The sequence below is a fragment of the Azospirillum sp. UENF 112521 genome (genome assembly GCF_058780665.1).
In genome coordinates this window covers 402919-420000 of record NZ_JBSNCI010000005.1, presented here as the reverse complement: position 1 = coordinate 420000, position 17082 = coordinate 402919, and the positions used below count along the sequence as shown (strand labels likewise).

15 protein-coding genes and 2 pseudogenes (1 of these 17 only partly in view) are annotated in these 17082 nt (G+C 63.8%); 2 read left to right on the top strand and 15 right to left on the bottom strand.

Annotated features, from left to right (window positions below; genetic code table 11):
* The 4 genes and pseudogenes from istA to pdxR all read right to left on the bottom strand — a co-directional run.
* Positions 1–1472, bottom strand: a pseudogene (gene istA, locus ACWPN8_RS26805) (IS21 family transposase); it reaches 98 nt to the left of the window's first position.
* A 75-nt stretch (positions 1473–1547) separates the two neighbouring features.
* Positions 1548–2987, bottom strand: a complete 1440-nt coding sequence (locus tag ACWPN8_RS26800; protein ID WP_492242969.1) for a TonB-dependent receptor plug domain-containing protein — start codon at positions 2985–2987, stop codon at positions 1548–1550.
* A gap of 151 nt (positions 2988–3138) precedes the next feature.
* Positions 3139–3801 (bottom strand): nitrogen fixation protein NifQ, encoded by a 663-nt coding sequence (locus ACWPN8_RS26795; RefSeq protein WP_492242968.1) that lies wholly within the window; start codon positions 3799–3801, stop codon positions 3139–3141.
* A 248-nt stretch (positions 3802–4049) separates the two neighbouring features.
* Positions 4050–5540 carry a MocR-like pyridoxine biosynthesis transcription factor PdxR gene (gene pdxR / locus ACWPN8_RS26790; protein WP_492242967.1) on the bottom strand — a complete coding sequence of 497 codons (1491 nt, stop codon included), beginning with the start codon at positions 5538–5540 and terminating at the stop codon, positions 4050–4052.
* A 114-nt stretch (positions 5541–5654) separates the two neighbouring features.
* Here pdxR and ACWPN8_RS26785 point away from each other — a divergent pair, with 114 nt between their 5' ends.
* A complete protein-coding gene (locus ACWPN8_RS26785) occupies positions 5655–6887 on the top strand; it encodes a benzoate/H(+) symporter BenE family transporter (protein WP_492242966.1) in 1233 nt (410 codons plus the stop codon).
* A 114-nt stretch (positions 6888–7001) separates the two neighbouring features.
* Here the strand turns inward: ACWPN8_RS26785 and ACWPN8_RS26780 are convergent, their stop codons facing one another.
* Genes ACWPN8_RS26780 through ACWPN8_RS26765 form a run of 4 tightly spaced genes read right to left on the bottom strand, consistent with a single transcriptional unit; the run spans position 7002 to position 9056 of the window.
* Complete coding sequence (locus tag ACWPN8_RS26780) at positions 7002–7595, bottom strand: DUF2478 domain-containing protein (protein ID WP_492242965.1); 594 nt, start codon at positions 7593–7595, stop codon at positions 7002–7004.
* Positions 7596–7597: 2 nt separating this feature from the next.
* A complete protein-coding gene (locus tag ACWPN8_RS26775) occupies positions 7598–8434 on the bottom strand; it encodes a substrate-binding domain-containing protein (protein ID WP_492242964.1) in 837 nt (278 codons plus the stop codon).
* On the bottom strand, positions 8431–8577 hold the full coding sequence (locus ACWPN8_RS26770; RefSeq protein ID WP_492242963.1) for a hypothetical protein: 147 nt from the start codon (positions 8575–8577) through the stop codon (positions 8431–8433). The genes ACWPN8_RS26775 and ACWPN8_RS26770 overlap by 4 nt, the downstream gene beginning before the upstream one ends.
* A gap of 29 nt (positions 8578–8606) precedes the next feature.
* The gene (locus ACWPN8_RS26765) at positions 8607–9056 is read right to left on the bottom strand and encodes a hypothetical protein (RefSeq protein ID WP_492242962.1); all 450 of its coding nucleotides are present in this window, start codon (positions 9054–9056) and stop codon (positions 8607–8609) included.
* A 256-nt stretch (positions 9057–9312) separates the two neighbouring features.
* On the opposite strand from ACWPN8_RS26765, the gene ACWPN8_RS26760 reads away from it, so the two are divergent.
* Complete coding sequence (locus tag ACWPN8_RS26760; protein WP_492242961.1) at positions 9313–9447, top strand: hypothetical protein; 135 nt, start codon at positions 9313–9315, stop codon at positions 9445–9447.
* Between the two features lie 12 nt (positions 9448–9459).
* Here the strand turns inward: ACWPN8_RS26760 and ACWPN8_RS26755 are convergent.
* The 7 genes and pseudogenes from ACWPN8_RS26755 to ACWPN8_RS26725 all read right to left on the bottom strand — a co-directional run bounded on the left by ACWPN8_RS26755 (position 9460) and on the right by ACWPN8_RS26725 (position 17082).
* Positions 9460–10409, bottom strand: a pseudogene (locus ACWPN8_RS26755) (IS630 family transposase).
* 416 nt (positions 10410–10825) lie between these two features.
* Positions 10826–11086 carry a hypothetical protein gene (locus tag ACWPN8_RS26750; protein ID WP_492242960.1) on the bottom strand — a complete coding sequence of 87 codons (261 nt, stop codon included), beginning with the start codon at positions 11084–11086 and terminating at the stop codon, positions 10826–10828.
* Positions 11087–11099: 13 nt separating this feature from the next.
* The gene (locus tag ACWPN8_RS26745) at positions 11100–11762 is read right to left on the bottom strand and encodes an NAD-dependent epimerase/dehydratase family protein (protein WP_492243191.1); all 663 of its coding nucleotides are present in this window, start codon (positions 11760–11762) and stop codon (positions 11100–11102) included.
* 21 nt (positions 11763–11783) lie between these two features.
* Positions 11784–12818 (bottom strand): glycosyltransferase family 2 protein, encoded by a 1035-nt coding sequence (locus ACWPN8_RS26740; protein WP_492242959.1) that lies wholly within the window; start codon positions 12816–12818, stop codon positions 11784–11786.
* Positions 12819–12923: 105 nt separating this feature from the next.
* Complete coding sequence (locus ACWPN8_RS26735) at positions 12924–13637, bottom strand: NeuD/PglB/VioB family sugar acetyltransferase (RefSeq protein ID WP_492242958.1); 714 nt, start codon at positions 13635–13637, stop codon at positions 12924–12926.
* The gene (locus ACWPN8_RS26730) at positions 13637–15166 is read right to left on the bottom strand and encodes a glycosyltransferase family 2 protein (protein WP_492242957.1); all 1530 of its coding nucleotides are present in this window, start codon (positions 15164–15166) and stop codon (positions 13637–13639) included. Before ACWPN8_RS26730 ends, ACWPN8_RS26735 begins: the two co-directional genes overlap by 1 nt.
* A complete protein-coding gene (locus ACWPN8_RS26725; protein ID WP_492242956.1) occupies positions 15166–17082 on the bottom strand; it encodes a thiamine pyrophosphate-binding protein in 1917 nt (638 codons plus the stop codon). Before ACWPN8_RS26725 ends, ACWPN8_RS26730 begins: the two co-directional genes overlap by 1 nt.

Below are 17082 nucleotides of genomic sequence, written 5' to 3'. Positions count from 1 at the left end.
CGGGCGCAATCGGCGGCCGGCTCGTGCCGGAGCCGCAGGGCATCGGAGGTCATGATCGTGATCGCCGCCGCCGGTTCCCGGCGCCGCGCGAGGATATTGAGGATGACGGCGGCGGAATGAACGCCCTCGCGCAAGGCCTCGGCGCAGGCCGCCTCGACGGCTGGCAGTCCGTCGCTCAGCACGGCGCCGAGAATGTCCACCATCTGCCGGTCGCCGTCCTCGACGGCGGCGAGTTTGCGCCGGACGCGTTCCAGACCGGCCGGCAGGACCCAATCCTTGAACGGTGCCCCATTGCGCAAGGCCCCCGGTTTGCGCGCCAGGACCGGGACATAGTGCCAGGGATCGAACACCGTTCTGTCGCGCCCGAAGCACCGGGCGTGTTCACCGACGATCCGTCCATCCTGGCGCAGTTCGATCCGCTCGGCATAGGCGCGGATTTCCACCAGACGGCCCACCGCGCCGGCCACGACCGAATACTTGTTGTTGTCGAAGCGCACCAGACAGGTCTTGGACACCGAAGCCGGTACGGCATGGAAGCCGTCGAAGCGCCCGGCATAAGGAACCAAGCTCGGCCGCTCTGTCTCGAACATCTCCCAGACCGTCCGCTCCCGCATTTCAGGATGGCGATATGCCTTGGCGTGGGCGACGCAGCGGTCCAGGAGCAAGCCGTTGAGTTCGTCGTAGCTCTTCACCCGCAGCCGGGGGGTGAAGAAGCGCTCGCGGACCAAGCCGACCTGGTTCTCGACCTGTCCCTTTTCCCAGCCCGATGCCGGGGTGCAGGCGACCGGATCGACCAGATAGTGGCTGCACATCTGCAGGAAGCGCCGGTTGTAGACACGCTCTTTGCCGGCGAAGATCGTGTCGACCGCCGTCTTCATGTTGTCGTAGATGCCCCGCGTACAGGCTCCCTTGAAGAAGGCAAAGGCCCGGTCGTGGGCGTCGAACACCATCTCCTGGCTTTCGCGCGGATAGGCCCGTACGAACAGCATCCGGCTGTGGCACAGGCGGACATGGGCCACCTTCACCGTGACCGTCGTTCCGTTGATCAGGACGACCTCATGGCTCCAGTCGAACTGGTAGGCCTCGCCTGGCGCAAAGCTCAACGGCACGTAGGCTTGGGCGACGGAGGGGCCCTGCTCCTGCCGCCAAACCCGGGCATAACGACGGACAGCGTCGTAGCCGCCTTCATAGCCGCGGGACCGTAACGTTTCGAACAGCCGGACCAGCGTCAGGCGCTCGCGTGATGCTTTCCCCTCGTTGGCCAGCAACAGAGCATCCAGCTCTTCACGCCAGGGGCCGATCTTCGGCAAAGGCTGGTTCGTGCGCGTGTAGCGGAACTCCGTGGCCTCCGACCGGATCACCTTCCGCACGACCTTCCGGGAAAGCCCGAACTCCCGGCAGATCACCTTGATCGGCTTCTGCTGCACGAAGTAGGCACGACGGATCTTCGCGATCGTTTCCACAATCAGCATCCCTCGACAGGCCTCCATGTCCTCCATGGCGGCCAGTGTGGACCCAAAGCATCGGGGGTCCCGTTTGGATGCCGATCACCCCCTATACGGGGTCCTTATTCCATGCCGATTCACAGAGATGCTGGCATGCGCCTCGCCAGTCCTGGAGAAGCGGTAGACCACGGCACCCTGGGCATTGGTGGCGTCGCTGTCGGCGCGCTTGTAGTCGATCATCGAGCCGGCGGCGGTGCCGTTCCAGTCCTGCGCCTCGTGCAGGCGGCGCCAATCGTGGCTGGCGCCGAGCACGATGTCCAAGGACTCCGTGGCGTGAAAGCTGTTCTCTAGCGCGACCGACCAGGTGTCCTCCAGATCCCGCTGCTTGGGCTCCAGGAAATTGCCGGGGTAGAGGCGCTGCCATTCCTTGTGGTCGTCGCGGCGGAAATGCAGGGCGCCCTTCAGCGTGTTCATCGGGATCAGGTCGGTGCCCAGCTCGACGCTGCCGCCATAGACCTTGTCGTCGTAATAGCTGCGGAAGGAGCGTGACGTCGCCTGCCGCGTCAGGGCGGCGTCATCGAAGGAGTAAAGCCCGTTCTGGAAGGTGTTGTAGTAGAGCTTGGTCTTCGCATAGGACGCGCTGCCGATCCTGGTGTTCGACAGCCAATAGACGCTCTGCAAATCCCAATAGGGCCAGTTCCAATAGCGCTGGTTGGCGACGGTGCCGTTCACGTTCAGCGGAGCGCCCTTCCTGCCCGACTGTTTCTGGACATTGATCGAGTATTCGTCGGTGTCGTTGGGCGTGAAGCCGGCCTTCAGGTTGACCGACCAGTCCTTGGTCTGCGACTGGTTGCGGTTGCCGCCATTCTCCGACGCCACCGGCCTGAAGCTCTCCGGCAGGCGGCTGTGGGTGGTCTCGGTCCTGGTGCCGCTGGCTTGCAGGTAGAAGCGCTCCTGCCGGGTGCCGGCCATGCCGTAGGTGGTGTAGCCGCCCAGGGCCGCCCGGTTGTCGAAGGACAGCCCCTGGCGCAGTTCCGCTTCGAAGGCGCGGGTCGGCTTGCGGGTGACGAGGTTGATGGCGCCGCCCATGGCGCCCGGTCCGTCCAGCACCGAGGCGTAGCCCTTCGACACCTGGATTTCCGACAGGTCGGGGGTCAGCAGGCGGCCGAAATCGAGCCGGTTGTCGGCAGGAAGATATATCCGCACGCCATCCATCATCACCGGAATCTGGTAGCGGTCGAAGCCGCGGATGTAGATCAGCCGTTCGTTGCGCTGCCCGCCGGTCGTTGACGACGTGACGCCGGGAATGATGTCCATCGCCTGATCGAGCGACTGCTTGTTGAAGGTCTGCATCTCGTCCGCCGACAGGCTGGAGCCGCCGATCGGCTGTCCGGCCGCCTGGGCCGACACGTTGATCTGGCCGAGCGTGAAGATGCCGGCCCCGGCATTGACGGCCGGATCGCTGGCGGCATCGGCGGCGAGCGCCCCACCGGCGGTCAGCGCCCCAATCGTAAACGTAATATACAGACAGGAATTACGCATCTTGCCCCCAATGATAAGCCGTTTCCCTCTCACCGATGCGGTATTCCCCCACAGGCCCCACCTGCCATCCGCAATCGATATATCTATACGGATATATCGATTGCGGCCTCTCTGTCAAAAAGCCTCTCTGCCTTGGGAACAGGATGATCCGCTACTTAGGCATGCCGTGCGGCCTCGTCGGGATGATGTCGCCATAGCAGTCGGAATGATGGGAGCAGGCATCGCAGACGGTTGGCCGGTCGGTGGGCCGGCCTTCGGCGTGGAGACGCTCGTAGAAGAAGCGCTTCCAGCGCAGCTTGCGGGTGTTGGCGGACGCCAGCGGATGGAAATGGCGCCGGAGCAGATCCGCCAGGGCGTTGCGCCCCGCCAGCCCGAGGGAGCGCCAGAGATGATCGTTTTCCACACAGGCGCGCGCGATGATGGCGGCGAAAACCGCGGCAATCGGCAGGTCCGTGCTGCGATTGCGCAGCAGTAGGCCGAGGAAGTCCTCCTCTTCGCGCTTCAACCGCAGGATCTCCGGCGCGGCCAAGTCGATGGAGACGAGGCAGGCGGGGTGATCCTCTGCTTCCGCTTCGGCCAGACGATGGACGTGCCGGGAAAAGCAGCGCCCCGGCGTCCAGCCGGCGGCCGCTTCCGGGAAGACGGTCTCGACCAGGGCGCCCAGCCTGTCCGGGGGCAGCCCCAACGCGCACGGGTAGGGCGCCGAAGCGTCGCTGCAGCGGCGCAGCAGCATGCGCCCGAGATCCTGCGTATCGGCAAGGCTGCCTGATGCCGAGCACGCCATCAGGCGATGGTAAGCCGCCGAGTCCGTCATGTCCGCCTCTCATTGATCGCGCTCATCCGTATCTGATGTTTAGTACGGCAACGGGAAACGCGCCACGCACCGGCGGCGCTTCCGACACGAATGCCCGATGGACCATCGGCTTCTCCAGGGCCTTCGGGATGGCATGCTTGCCATCGGTCAGGACCTGCACCAGCACTCGGCAATTTTCGATCATTGAGTGCGCATGGGGTTTAATGGACGGTTGCAACGCCTCGGCAAAGGAATGCAGTGGCGGTCTTCTACGGTTTGGCCACCGCCAGAAAGGCGTTCGCCAGCTTCTTGACGGCATTCTCGATCTCGGCCGGCGTGTAAGCGGCAAAGCCCATCAGGAAACCGTCCTTGGCGTCGCTCGTTGCGTGAAGTGCCGTCAATCCCAGAAGCTCGACCCCGACGCGCCGCCCGGCGTCGATCGCCATACGCTCCGACAGATCGCCAATGAGCAGACACGGCATTTGCAGTCCGCCGATTGGAACGCGCGGCTCGACGAAATCGGACAGATGCTTTTGAACGAGGTCGACGAGCACATCGAGACGTTCGGCATAGATGGCGCGCATGGTGCGCACATAGGCGCCGAAATGCCCTCCCTCCATGAAACGGGCAAGCGTCAGTTGCGGCATCGGAGCCGAATGCCCATCAAGCAGGGTGCGCGCCACAGTCATCGGCTTTACGAGCTGGGGCGGCAGCACGACGTAGCCGATCCGCAAACCCGGAAACAGCGACTTGGTGAAGGTGCCGATGTAGATGGTCCGGTCGTGGGCATCGAGCCCCTGCAAACAGGCGGTCGGCTTGCCCGCATAGTGGAATTCGCTGTCGTAATCGTCCTCAATGATCCAGGCCTGATTCCGTGAGGCCCATTCGATGAGTGCAAGGCGGCGGTCCAGCGCCAGTGTGGCTCCGGTTGGAAATTGGTGGGAAGGCGTCAGGGAAACGGCTTTCGCCTTACGGGGCTCGGCAATGATCTGATCGACGACGATGCCCTGCCGATCCACACGAACCGGCACGCATTCCAATCCCGCCGCATCGAATGCTTTGCGTGCGCCGTAATAGGCAGGATCTTCGATGAAGATGCGGTCGCCGGGATCGAGCAGCATGTTGGCGCAAAGCGACATGGCCTGCTGCGAACTGGTGAGGATGAGCACCCGGTCGGCCGTGGCGCGGGCTCCCCGTTCAAGATTCACATAGTCGGCGATGGCGCGGCGCAGCGGTTCGGTCCCCTGCGGATCGCCATGAAACAGCGTCTGCGCGCTGGCCTCCTTGCGCACCTGTCGCTCCAGCCTTTCCCAGAGCTGAAGCGGAAAACTACGGGTTTCCGGCACGCCATGCGCGAAGGGTCGCGGAATCATCATCTCGCGCACCCCGCCGCTGCGGGACATTGCGGCCCCGCGTTTGCTGAGGTTCGGGGCCTGATTGCGCGTGAGTGCGTCACGCCGGGATAGCCGGAGCCCCGGCGTGAACTCCGTCATCTCGGCGACGAAGCTGCCGCTGCCGACCCGGCGGTCGATGAAGCCCTCGGCATGAAGCTGGGCGTAGGCGGCTTCAACCGTGTCGCGCGACACACCGAGCGATTTGGCGAGCGGGCGTGAGGCTGGCAGCGGCTTTCCCCGCCCGAGCGCGCCATCGACGATCAGGTGCCGGATTGCCCGTTGAATCCGCGCATGGAGCGGCATCGCGGAATGGGCGGGATGGGCAATCCATGCCTTCACGGATTCCAGTTGGGAATGCTTGAACAAATGGTCTGGGTCTCTCGAACGAAGTGGATGGGCAATTCAGGCCATTGGCCGGCTATTTGTCAATGCAGCTGTCTTGGCCTGTGTGCCCCGAACTTCAGGAGACCCATCAGGATCATGTCCTCACATGCTTCCCCTTCGTCCATCCGCCTGAACGACCTGACCCATCCCATCGTGGCGGGGCTGATCTCCGTGATCGTCAACTATGGCGGCACCTTCATCCTGGTGTTTCAGGCGGCGAAGGTCGCTGGGTTAAGCCCCGAACTCACGGCCTCGTGGGTCTGGTCGGTTTCCGTCGGCGTCGGACTGACGGGACTGTTCCTGAGTTGGCGCTTTCGCGAGCCGATCATTACCGCCTGGTCCACGCCGGCGGCGGCGTTTCTCGTCACCGCGTTGGCGACGACTCCCTATGCGGAAGCGGTCGGCGCATACATGATCTCGGCAGCGGCCTTCGTCGCGCTCGGTCTTTCGGGCTGTTTCGAGAAGGTCATCCGGCTGATCCCGCCGGGGATCGCCTCCGGGCTGTTGGCCGGCATCCTGCTGCAATTCGGCGTCGGTGCCTTCGGTGGCGCGAGCGTCGATCCACTGCTCGTCGGACTGCTGATTGTCGCCTATGTCGTGCTGAAACGCTTTTCCGCCCGTTATGCCGTGGTCGGAATCCTCGTTCTCGGGCTGGTGTTCCTGCTGACGCAAGGCCGGGTGGATCTGTCAGGTCTGAAGCCGGAGTTCGCCATGCCCGTCTTCACGATGCCGGCGTTCTCGCTGAATGCGCTGCTGTCTGTCGCGTTGCCGCTGTTTCTCATCACGCTGACCGGCCAGTACATGCCGGGGATGCTGGTGCTGCGGAACGACGGCTTCAAGACCAGCGCCAATCCGATCGTCGCTGTGACCGGCCTTGGCTCGCTCGTCATGGCCCCGTTCGGCTCGCACGCCTTCAACATCGCGGCGATCACGGCGGCGATCGCCACCGGGAGGGAAGCGCATGAAGACCCGCGAAAGCGCTGGATCGCGGGCATCGCGGCCGGCTGCTTCTATGTGCTGGTCGGCGTGTTCGGGGTGACGCTCGCCGCCGTCTTCATGGCCTTCCCGGCCACCTTCATCACCACGCTTGCCGGTCTGGCATTGCTTGGCACCATCGGCGGCAGCCTTGCCGGAGCGATGGCCGATCCGACATCGCGTGAAGCGGCGCTCATCACCTTCCTGGCATCCGCGGCGAACATCACGCTGCTCGGCGTCGGCGGGGCCTTCTGGGGGCTGGTGATCGGTCTTGTCGCCCACCTCGTCCTGAACGGCCGCCTGCCGCGCCGTGAGCAGGCCGGCCTCCCCATGACCGAAAGGACCGCGAAGTGACGGCGATGACCACTTCCGTCATCTCGATCCGGTGCCAAGTCGTGCATGGGCTGAATGTTACGGCGGTTCCGACGACCTTGCTGTCTGGCGGCGGTGGCGTGGAGCCGGCCGCGGTTACTTGTCGCGTTCGCACGCCGTCGGATGACGTCCGCCCGGCGGCGCCCGCCACAGCGACACCCACCAGCGGTCCAGCGCGGCCCGGTCGCAGGGCAGCCTGACGGTCAGCCCGTTGGCAAGGTCGAGCCAGTGGGGGAACAGTGCCTCGGGCACCGCGATGACCGCGGGCACTTCGCGCAGCATCGCGAGGTGCAACACGTCGAGCAGGCCGGAGCCGTTGAGTTCCTGCCAGCCGAAGCGGTTCAGCACGACGATGTCAGGCCACCCTTCGACCAGAACGGCCAGCCGCCGTCCGATACCGGCGAGGCTTTCGCCGCCGGGATCCTCATCGGGAGAAAGGGTACCCTGACCGGAAAGCAGACGGAAGCCATGCGCCGCCCTGCCGTCCAACGGTGCCTCCCGGCGGACCTGCACGATCCCCACCGCGTCGAAGCCCTGGGTCTGCAGGTCGAGCAGGAAGCCGGAGAGCAGCCTGTCGGGGTCGTCCGTGCGGCCATAGACGACCGCCGCGACGTCGGAGCGGTCGTCGAACCGGGGCCGGACCGGAGGCATGCCGGCGAAGGACGGGTGTCCGTGGAGGGGACGGGGCATGGTCAGCGCTCCCCGCCCGATGGCAGGCCGACCGGGTCGAAACCGAAGCGCGCCAGCGTCGTCTGTCCCTCCGGCGACAGGATCGCCAGCATCAGCCCGACGGCGGCCGGCTTCCGGAGGTCGGTGATCGCTAAGCCATATTCGGGACCGGTGGCGTAGGGCGGCGGAACCGGCACCACCTGGAGGTCGGGCGTGGCCTGGCGCCGCTGTTCGGCACCGCTGCAATAGGCGATCATGACCGTGATGTCGCCGCGTGCGAAGGCCGAGGCGATCGGATCGGGATCGGACGGGTCCGCGGCGGTGCTGCCGCCGACGATCTTCTTGGCCTTGGCGTCGAGGGTGGCGAAGGCGCCGGGATGGTTCCGCCCGATCCGCTGGAAAATCTCCCAGGTGTAGTCGCCGCCGGGGTCTGCCTTAGGCGTCGAGGTGCCGATCCGGACCGACGGGTCGAGCAGCCGCTCGGCGAAGGAGGCCGGCTCCAGCCTTGCCTCGGGTTTGGCGAAGGCGCACAGCCGGTTGCGGGTGAACATCACCGCGGCGGCGGCCCGCCCGTCCTTGCGCAGGGTCAGCGCATGTCCCATGTCGGCCGAGGTGAAGAGATCGACCGCCTCGCCCGCCTCGATCCGGTCGCGCATTAGGCCGGATGGCCCGAAGGCGGTGCGCACGCTGTTGCCGGTCGCCTTGGCGTAGTCGGCGGCGATGGCGGTCATCGCGGCGCGCAGACTGCCCGCCCCATAGAGAACCAGTTCCTCGGCATGGGCCGTGGACACAGGGGCGGTTGACATGGCGGCGGTGGCTGCCAGCAGCGTCAGGGTGGCAAGGCGGCGGAGCGGACTCATGGATCCTCGACCTCGATCTGTGGGGCGGCGATGGCCGCGATGAAGCTGGCAATGCTGGCGCTGCGCAGCGGGACGAAAGGTTTGCCGGCCTGACGGCACAGCGTCTTGATGCGTCCGGCGGCGGCATGGCTGACGCAGTCCACCGGAAAGAAGGCGATGTCGGCCTGGCTGATCAGGCTGGGCCGTCCGCCGACATAAAGGCACCGGGGATGTCACCCTGCTCGAATGACTGGAGCCAGAGCCGGCGGACATCCTCGGCCGTGCCGGCCTTGGCGAAGCGGCGGACCGCCGTGTCATGGCGCCGGTCCAGCGTCTTGTGCAGCAGTTTGCCGGCCGTGCTGTGTTGCCCGGCCAACTGGACGCCACGACCATGCAGGGTGTGATCGGTTGCGGTGCGGGCGTCGGCGTCACCCAGATTGACGAAGACCTGGCGCAATTCGCCGGTGCTCAGGCAGGAACCCATGACCGAGCAATGCAGGTTCGGCGCGATGTCCCGGATGCGGGCTCGGTGCGCGCCGGTGGGCGCCAGCCCCGGATTGGGGAAGGCGGCGGCCCTTTCGTCATGAAGCAGCGCGCCGACCGTGCCAGCGGCGGACCTGCGAATAACCGGGAGATGGACCATCGGGATGTCCGCACCTCTATATTCGATTGAATATAGCGTATCAGGCTCGGTGAGGATCGGGCAATCATCCTGTTGCGTGACCGCAGAAGTGAAAGCCGGGCAGAGCCTGCTCCCGTCTCGTCGCCATGATCGGCGGTGAACGCCAACGGCGACTTTCGCGATGCCGGCGTTGTTCCCTGACGGGAAAAGCGGGCAATAACCATATGTGTTATATTGTTAAATAATTGAGCTACATAACGAAATCATGAGTTCGACCATGCCCGTTCGCGCACAGCTTTCCCTCGCTGCGGCCAACGCATCGCCGGTCGGCGCGGATCGCATCCGGCTGCTGGAGGCGGTGGCGCGGGAGGGCGGCATCTCCGCCGCGGCGCGGTCGGACGGCATCACCTAGAGCGAATTCCGATCATTCTGGTTCATAGCCTGCGGCGGTGAAGTAGGATCGGCAGTCATTGGGGGTGACGGCGTCGATGGCGTCGCGGATGGCTTCCCAGAGATCGGGCAGGGTTCGGGCGGCGGCTTTTCTCAGCCGGGTCTTGATTTTGGAGAAGGCCATCTCGATCGGATTGAAGTCGGGACTGTAGGGCGGCAGGAGCATCACCGTCGCCCCGGCTGTTTCGATGGCGTTTCGAACAGCGGGAAGTTTGTGGGGTGGCAGGTTGTCCATCACGACGATGTCGCCGGGCGTCAGCGTGGGCACCAGAACGCGTTCGACGTAGGTGAGGAAGGCCGCACCGTTCATGGCGCCGCCCAGCGTCATCGGCGCGGTGACGCCGGACAGCCGGAGCGCGCCGACGAAGGTGGTCGTGTTCCAGTGGCCATGCGGGACCGGAGCGCGGCATCGCTCGCCCCTTGGCGCGCGGCCGTACATCCGGGCCATCTTCGTGGAGGTGCCGCACTCGTCGATGAACACCAGACGCTCCGGATCGAGGTCCGGTTGGCCGTCGAACCAGGCTTCGCGCTGTTCTGCTATGTCCGGCCGGTTCTGTTCGGCGGCATGCGCCGTCTTTTTTTCCGCGTCACGCCGTGGCGCTGGAAGAACCGGCACACGATGCTGGGCAAGGGGCGATAGCCCGTTGCCGCGTCCAGACGCTCGGCTACCTCCGCCAGGGTCAGGTCCGGCTCCGCCGTGATCAGAGCCAGGAGGAACTCCCGGTGCTCATCGATCCGGCGCGAGCGCACGTTCCCGCCGCGCTTGTCCGGTGTCAGGTCACCCCGCGTGCGCGCCCGTGCCACCTAGCGGATCGCAGACGATACGCCAACACCGAAGCGCGCCGCCGCCGCCCGACAGGAAGACCCGGCATGAACGGCATCGACAACGCGCTGACGCAGATCGACGGAAAGCGCCTTGGACATGCGGGCCAGCCTCCTTCACCAGCCCGAATCTTGAATCACATTTCCGACCTCACGGGAATCACCCGATTCACATGCACGTCAATCCGCTCTAAAAGGCGGCCTGGAACGCCGTCGACGCCATGAACAACCTGTTCGGCCGTCCACTGGTCGATGGCAGGGCCGGCGGCGCACAGGCGGTGGCGCCGTCCTGACACCGGAGGGGGGCGGGTGGTGACGGTCTTCCACCATCTGGAGGGAGAGATGGCGCGGGTGCTGAACGCCATGCAGCCGGAACCGGACGGGCGCGGCCTGTCTGCGGCGACACTGATGTGGGGGCTTTTCATGCGGACCAGCGCATGCCGGGACCAAACATTAAGCATCTAAACCACGGCCGGGGCACGATCCAACTTTGCTGCTGAGGACTGTGCTCATGTCTGTCAGGGGGCGAGCGGAAAGCCTTGAGGGGTGGGCCGATCTGTGAACCAGCGAACGGTCTCCCGCAATCCGGCATTGAGTTCGACTTTCGGCTGCCAGCCAAGCCGGTGCAAACGGTGGACATCCGGTTGGAGCAGCATGACTTGGTTCGGGCCGTAAGGCAGGCGGCCGAAGTCGAGGATGCCATGCGTGTCGACGAGATCGCGAAGCCGGATCAGCGTTTCCTTCAAGGGCGGAGCCTCGGGATGGCCAAGGTTGAACATGCCATTCGCTTTGTCATGCTCCACCACCGCGCGGAAGGCGGCGGCGGCGTCGCTGGCATGCAGAAAGCTCCATCTTTGCTCGCAGCCCGTCAAGGGAACGGGCTTGTCGTGCAGAAGCTGACTGATCGCCATCGGGATCAGCCATTTCCCGTTGTCCATCGCTCCATAGGTCGAAAAGACGCGCAGCCAAGCGAAACGCATCCCGCTGTCGGCACAGAGTTCTTGCAGCCTCCCGACCGGCATCTGCCTTCGCCCTGCCATAATGCGTGGTCGGCCTCAACTCATCGCACTCCCGCAGGATACGGTTCTGCGGCCCATATTCGGCTTGGGATCCGACGCCGACGAAGCAGCTCAAGCGCAACTCTGCGGCCAAAGCGACGAGCCGCACCGTCATGGCGACGTTGCCGGCTTGCGCCGGATCGTCGTGATGGGCGTTGGCGACACCGGACCAAGCCATATTGACAATCGACTGGGGCCGGAACTCGCGCAGAAGCCAACGCAGGGCGTCGGTGTCCGCCAAATCTGCGGCAGCTCTGGCGCAAGCCAGTCCGGCAAGGCGCCATTCACCACCGCCCGGCCGGGTGACGGCCAGAACCGCATGGCCTGACGCAAGCAGTTCCCGTGTCAGCCAGGCACCCAGAAAGCCCCCTGCGCCGAGGATCGCCGTCCGAAACATCATCCGGCGTCAGGTCACGGGTCAGGCTCCTTTCAAACGGAACAGCGCATTGTGGGCCTCGATTGCGGCATTGATCGCTGTCAGCAGGCGGTTCCTGATCCGCTCGGGCAGTTCACCGGATTCGTTCCGGTAAAAGTCCATGAGAGCCTTCCATTGCTCTGGCGTCATCGCGTGGAAATTGGCGGAAAGCGATGGGACGATTGAGTGCTTCATCAACCAGTCCAGAAAATTCATGACCGGCAGCTCCTGACCGATGCCATCGATGACCGAGGCGGACCATAGCTCTCCTGGACGCAGATGGCTGCGCTTGGCGATCTGCAAGAGAAGTCGGTAAATGGCGATTCCAGTAAAAGTATCGATGCCTATGGTCGGGGCATCGGCATGTTCCGGACGATAATTGTACTGGCGCTGGGTGATGCAGGGATTTGCAACGATGTGCACCGGTCGGTCCCCAAACGGCTCGAAACGGACACCGAGGAAGGTGAAATAGCTTTTTGTCCGGTATGGCGACGGGTCGATCTTCACCATCGGCGCCCGGCGGGCAATTGCGGACGTGATGAAGGCAAGCAGACAAAGCGAGGCAGGCTGTTCGAGCCATTGGCCCAACGATGGGAGCGTCATGTCGTCGTCGAGTGGGCAAACCTTCTCGGCCAGCAAAGTCAGACCATCCCGATGAACCTGTCTGTAGTTCAGAAGCACCATATCGCTGGGCGTTTCCCTCAGCAGGTCGACGATACGGGCCAATGCCCCATCATGCAGAATGTCGTCGTCGCCGAAGATCCACAGCCATTCGCCGCTTCCCGCCTCCGGGCAGCGCAGGACGTTTTCATCGGCGCCTATGTTCACCGGGTTGCGAATGTAGCGAAAGCAGGGAAGTTCGGCCGCGATATCGTGGCACACGCTGTTGGTGCGGTCGGAACTGGCATTGTCCAGCACAACGACCTCTACCGTTCCCGCAGGCAGACCGGCCGATTGTCTGGCCAGTTCCGTCAGCAGTGTCGAAAGGAAGCTGTCGCGGTTGTAAGTGGGAATGACGATCGACAGAAGAGGAATCATGGCTGTCCAATGGCTGGAGAAGGAATTTCAAGTCTGTGCCGAAGCACGGCAATGGAACTGTCATGATGCTGGTGAGGCTGGGTTTGGCACCCAGGAATGCTTCCGTCAGCGGTTCTGCCGGCTCCGTTCCGCAAGCGCGGGATTGAGAGAAAGATTGTCCCGCAGCACGCGTGCCGGCGATCCGACCGCAACCTTGAATGACGGGATATCGCGGATGACCGTGCTGTTCGCCCCGATCAGGCACCCCTCGCCAATGGTGACGTTTGGACGTGTTACGGCTCCGGCGCCGATGAAGCTGCCGGCACCGATGTGGGTTTGATGGCCTAAGATCGACCCCTCTGCGATCACGCAGACCGGCATGACCGACACCTCCGGCCCAACGCAGGCATGGCCTTCGATCAGACAACCCTCGCCGATCTGTGCTCCGGGATAGATCGTGGTGAAAGGGAAGATCATGATGCCTTCACCCAGGCAGGCCGAAGGCGAGCAGGAGACCGACGGATGGATCAGCGTGATCAGCCGCGCCCCTGCTGCAGCGATCCGCCCGAGCCATTCGCGGCGCAGCCCGGCATCGCTGACCGCCACGATGAAATGGCAGGCCGCGCGCAACCCGGCATCCCTCTCCAGCAGATCGAAGGGGCCGAGGATCGGAGTGCCGTAAACATGTGTTTGCGGCTCCTTGTTATTGTCGAGGAAGCCCACAAGCTCCCGGCCGGTGACGGTGCAGAGATCGGCTGCCATGGTGCCGATTGCGCCTCCGCCAAGGATCACGACGCGCTCCGCTCCCGATCCGGTCGGTTGCCCTTCAAGCGGCACCATCAAGCGCATCCTTCAATTGTCGACAGAGAGATGACGAGCCGTTTCAAGACACACAGTGCGGTTGTTCCTGCCGGCTGCCTGCTGTCAAGCGTGAAGCGGATTTCCAGATCGACCGGACCATCGACCTGTCCCAGCGGAACCTTGAACAGAATCGGCCGGCCCGGTGCGGGAGAGATGGCCGCAATCTGCCGGAAGGGACAGTTTTCTCCGGATGGCCTGATGCCCAGGCTGCTGACCACCGGAGGCTGCCCATCGTCGCGCACCCAGGTCTGAAGCTCGCACACCGCCTGCCCGAAGGCAGGAATGCCGAAGAGGCGGAATCCGGCGCAACTGCCGCTGCCGTCGGCCGAGGTGATGACATACATCAGCCGCTCGTCGATCTCGAAAAAGCCGGGCGCGATTTCGCCGAAACATTCGGGCCGGAAAGCCCGCCCGTGGACCAGGCAATCGATCTCCACGGGTCGGCCGTTCGCCCAATCCTTCAAAAGCCCGCTCATCAGATCGTTGCTGGCCAGATTGGCCTCGGCATTTTCAAGCTCGGTCGCCGCGAGCATCCGATGCCAGTTCCTGTGGTTGAAGGCCGATGCACGTTCCGCATTTTCACCGAAGACGAAATCCGGCCGTGCATTGAAAAAGCTGTCCACCGTCGCGGTGGAAAGCAGCCCGTTCAGCGCCATCGCGCCAAGAAATCGTGGAAAATTATAGTGTGCGATATGCGGCCACCTGGAAATCCAGTGCGATTTATCTCCTTCGCGATAGATGAGAAAGGGATGATTGATGAAGCAGCATTTGCCGTGGGTCAGGGCGTTCAGATTGAAGCAGATGGGCGAAAGGCCGAGCCCAACCAGATGACGTTCCACGATGTCATGGAAAGGAAGGACCTTGACGATGTTGGCGCTCATTCTAAGAAATTCGCGGCCGATGCCCAGAACGGATCGATCCATGTCAAGAAAATGAATTCCAGGCTCATATTGAGAGCTTGGCATGTCCTTATCGTGGGTGATGTCGCGTAATTCTGCGTCGACAATCAGATTGCCGAGATGGAACAAGGTCACGGTCTTGTCGCCATGGCGGGCAACGACATCCGCGACCTGTCCCAAGGCGCCTGGGGCCGGCAGATCGTCGTCGCCCAGAATCCACCGGAACGGGGTTTCGCTGAGCATATAGAGCGATGAAATGTTCAGATCCGCTCCGACATTGCAGAAGCAGCGTCGATACCTGACGAATGGAAATATTTCGCAGATTCCTGCTATGAACCGGACGTTGCGTTCATCCTTACCGTTGTCGTGAATATCGACCGATATGTGTTGATCGAGCTGGCAAATCTGCCAGCACAGAACGGCGATGAGATCCTGGGTCTCGGCATGCCGGTTGTAGATGGGAATCCCGATGCTGATCGTCGGGTTGACCGGCTTCGGCGGAACAGGAACACCATCCGAAAGGGCCTTGCCCAGAAAGGCCTGGGCCGCGACGATTTCCCGTCTAACCGCGTCGAGGGTTTCGATCTGGTTGGATTGCACCTGCTGCATCAGGCGTCACCAACGTCGTTTTTTCGCCGGGATGCCTTGTCGATCAGCATGTTGGCATGATGCTCGGCGCGCGGAAGAAAGGGATACATGTCCTCCAGTGGGCTGGAGGACATGCTGCCGTCGGGCTCGATTCTGGAGGAGAGCGCCGGAACCACCGGCTGGTTGTCCGGCATGACGACATCGACGACATAGGGGCCCGATGCGGCCAGGGCCCGCTCCAGCGCCTCGTCCAGCTCCTCCAAAGATGTCACCCGTTCCGCCGGCAGGCCATAGGCGGCACAAAGCTTGAGCGTGTCCGGCATGCTGACACCCGTTTCAGCGCCTTCCCCGATCAGGCGGCCGGCAAAGTACTTCTGCTGGGTCGATCGGATCGACAGATAGCCGGCGTTGTTCAGCACGAACAGCTTGATGGAAAGCTGGTGATGGAAAAGGGTCTGCAACTCCTGAACGTTCATCTGAAGCGAGCCGTCGCCGGTGATTGCCAGCACGCGCCGGTCGCCTCCGGCGAAAGCCGCTCCGATGGCGGCCGAAAGTGCATAGCCCATGCAGGCCATGCCGCCCGAGGTGATGAAGCGCTGCCCCTGTTCGGTCAGCCGGATCGCCTGCGCCGTGGCATACATGGCCGTCCCGGTGTCGCAGACGAAGATGTCACCATCCTGCGACCGTCGGGACAAGGCCGCAATCAGGCTATGGCTGTGAACACCGCCAAGGGTGTCGGCAGGATCGGGAAGGTCCGCCCGGTAGCGGGTCTTCCAGTCGACGCAGCGCGCCAGCCACGCGGTTGCCGTGGATGGCGGGGCGGAGGGGGCGGCATGCTCCGCCGTCTCAAGCAGAAGGTCGATGAAGTCCTTCGCATCGGCAACCACCAACTGATCGATGGAGATCGTCGGCTTTCGATGGGCGGTGGGGTCGATATCGACGACGATCCGGGTGGCGGCGCGGGCAAACTGCGCATGGTCATAGCCGACGACGGAAACGGGCAGGCTGGTGCCGATCGCCAGGATCAGATCGGCATTCTGCATGGCATAATTCGCCGCACGGTCGCCCCGGACGCCCGGCTTGCCGATATAGACGGGGAGATCGTGGCTCATGACGTCGAGCCCGAGATAGGGGGTGACTACCGGGATTTGGTGGCGTTCGGCCAGATACCGGAGAGCATCGCACGCTCCCGCCAATCGGACGCCCTGTCCGGCGATGATGACGGGTCGTTCGGCAAGGCGAAGCCGCTCCCATACCTGCGTCACCTCGTCGGATGCAGGACGCGGAACGCCGGCTCCGCACTCTCCGATGTCGTACCCGGCCAGATCGTCCGGCTCGATCCAGGCCGCCTGAACATCCATCGGAATGTCGATCCACACGGGACCGGGGCGCCCGGAGCGGGCCATGTGGACCGCCTTTTCCAGCTCGTAGCGAATTCGGAGTGGGTCGGTCAGCATGACCGCATATTTGGTGATCGACGAAACAATGGGAACGATGTCCAATTCCTGCACGCCGAACTGACGCAGGCCCGGCACGCCGGCGGTGTGGGAGGCGGCTGCCAGCTTGACCTGCCCGGACAGGAACAGGCAGGGCACACTGTCCTGCCATGCTCCGACCAGGCCGGTTATGGCGTTCGTGGCCCCCGGCCCGGTGGTGAAGCAGCCGACCGCGAAATGTCCGTTGATGCGGGCATAGGCGTCCAGCGCCATGGCGGCCGCCTGTTCGTGATGAAGGCAAGCCGCCCGCAGAGTGGGATGGCGGGCGATGCTGTCGGTCAGGTGCATGATTCCGGCACCCGAGATGAGAAAAACATCTCGCAGGCCGAGAGTTTCTGCAATGAACGAGGCGATATAGTCGGAAACCCTGATCGTCATCTGACACTCGTACGGAACGGCTGGCCGGTTGTATAACCCTGGCCGATTTCGGGGGGTGGCCAA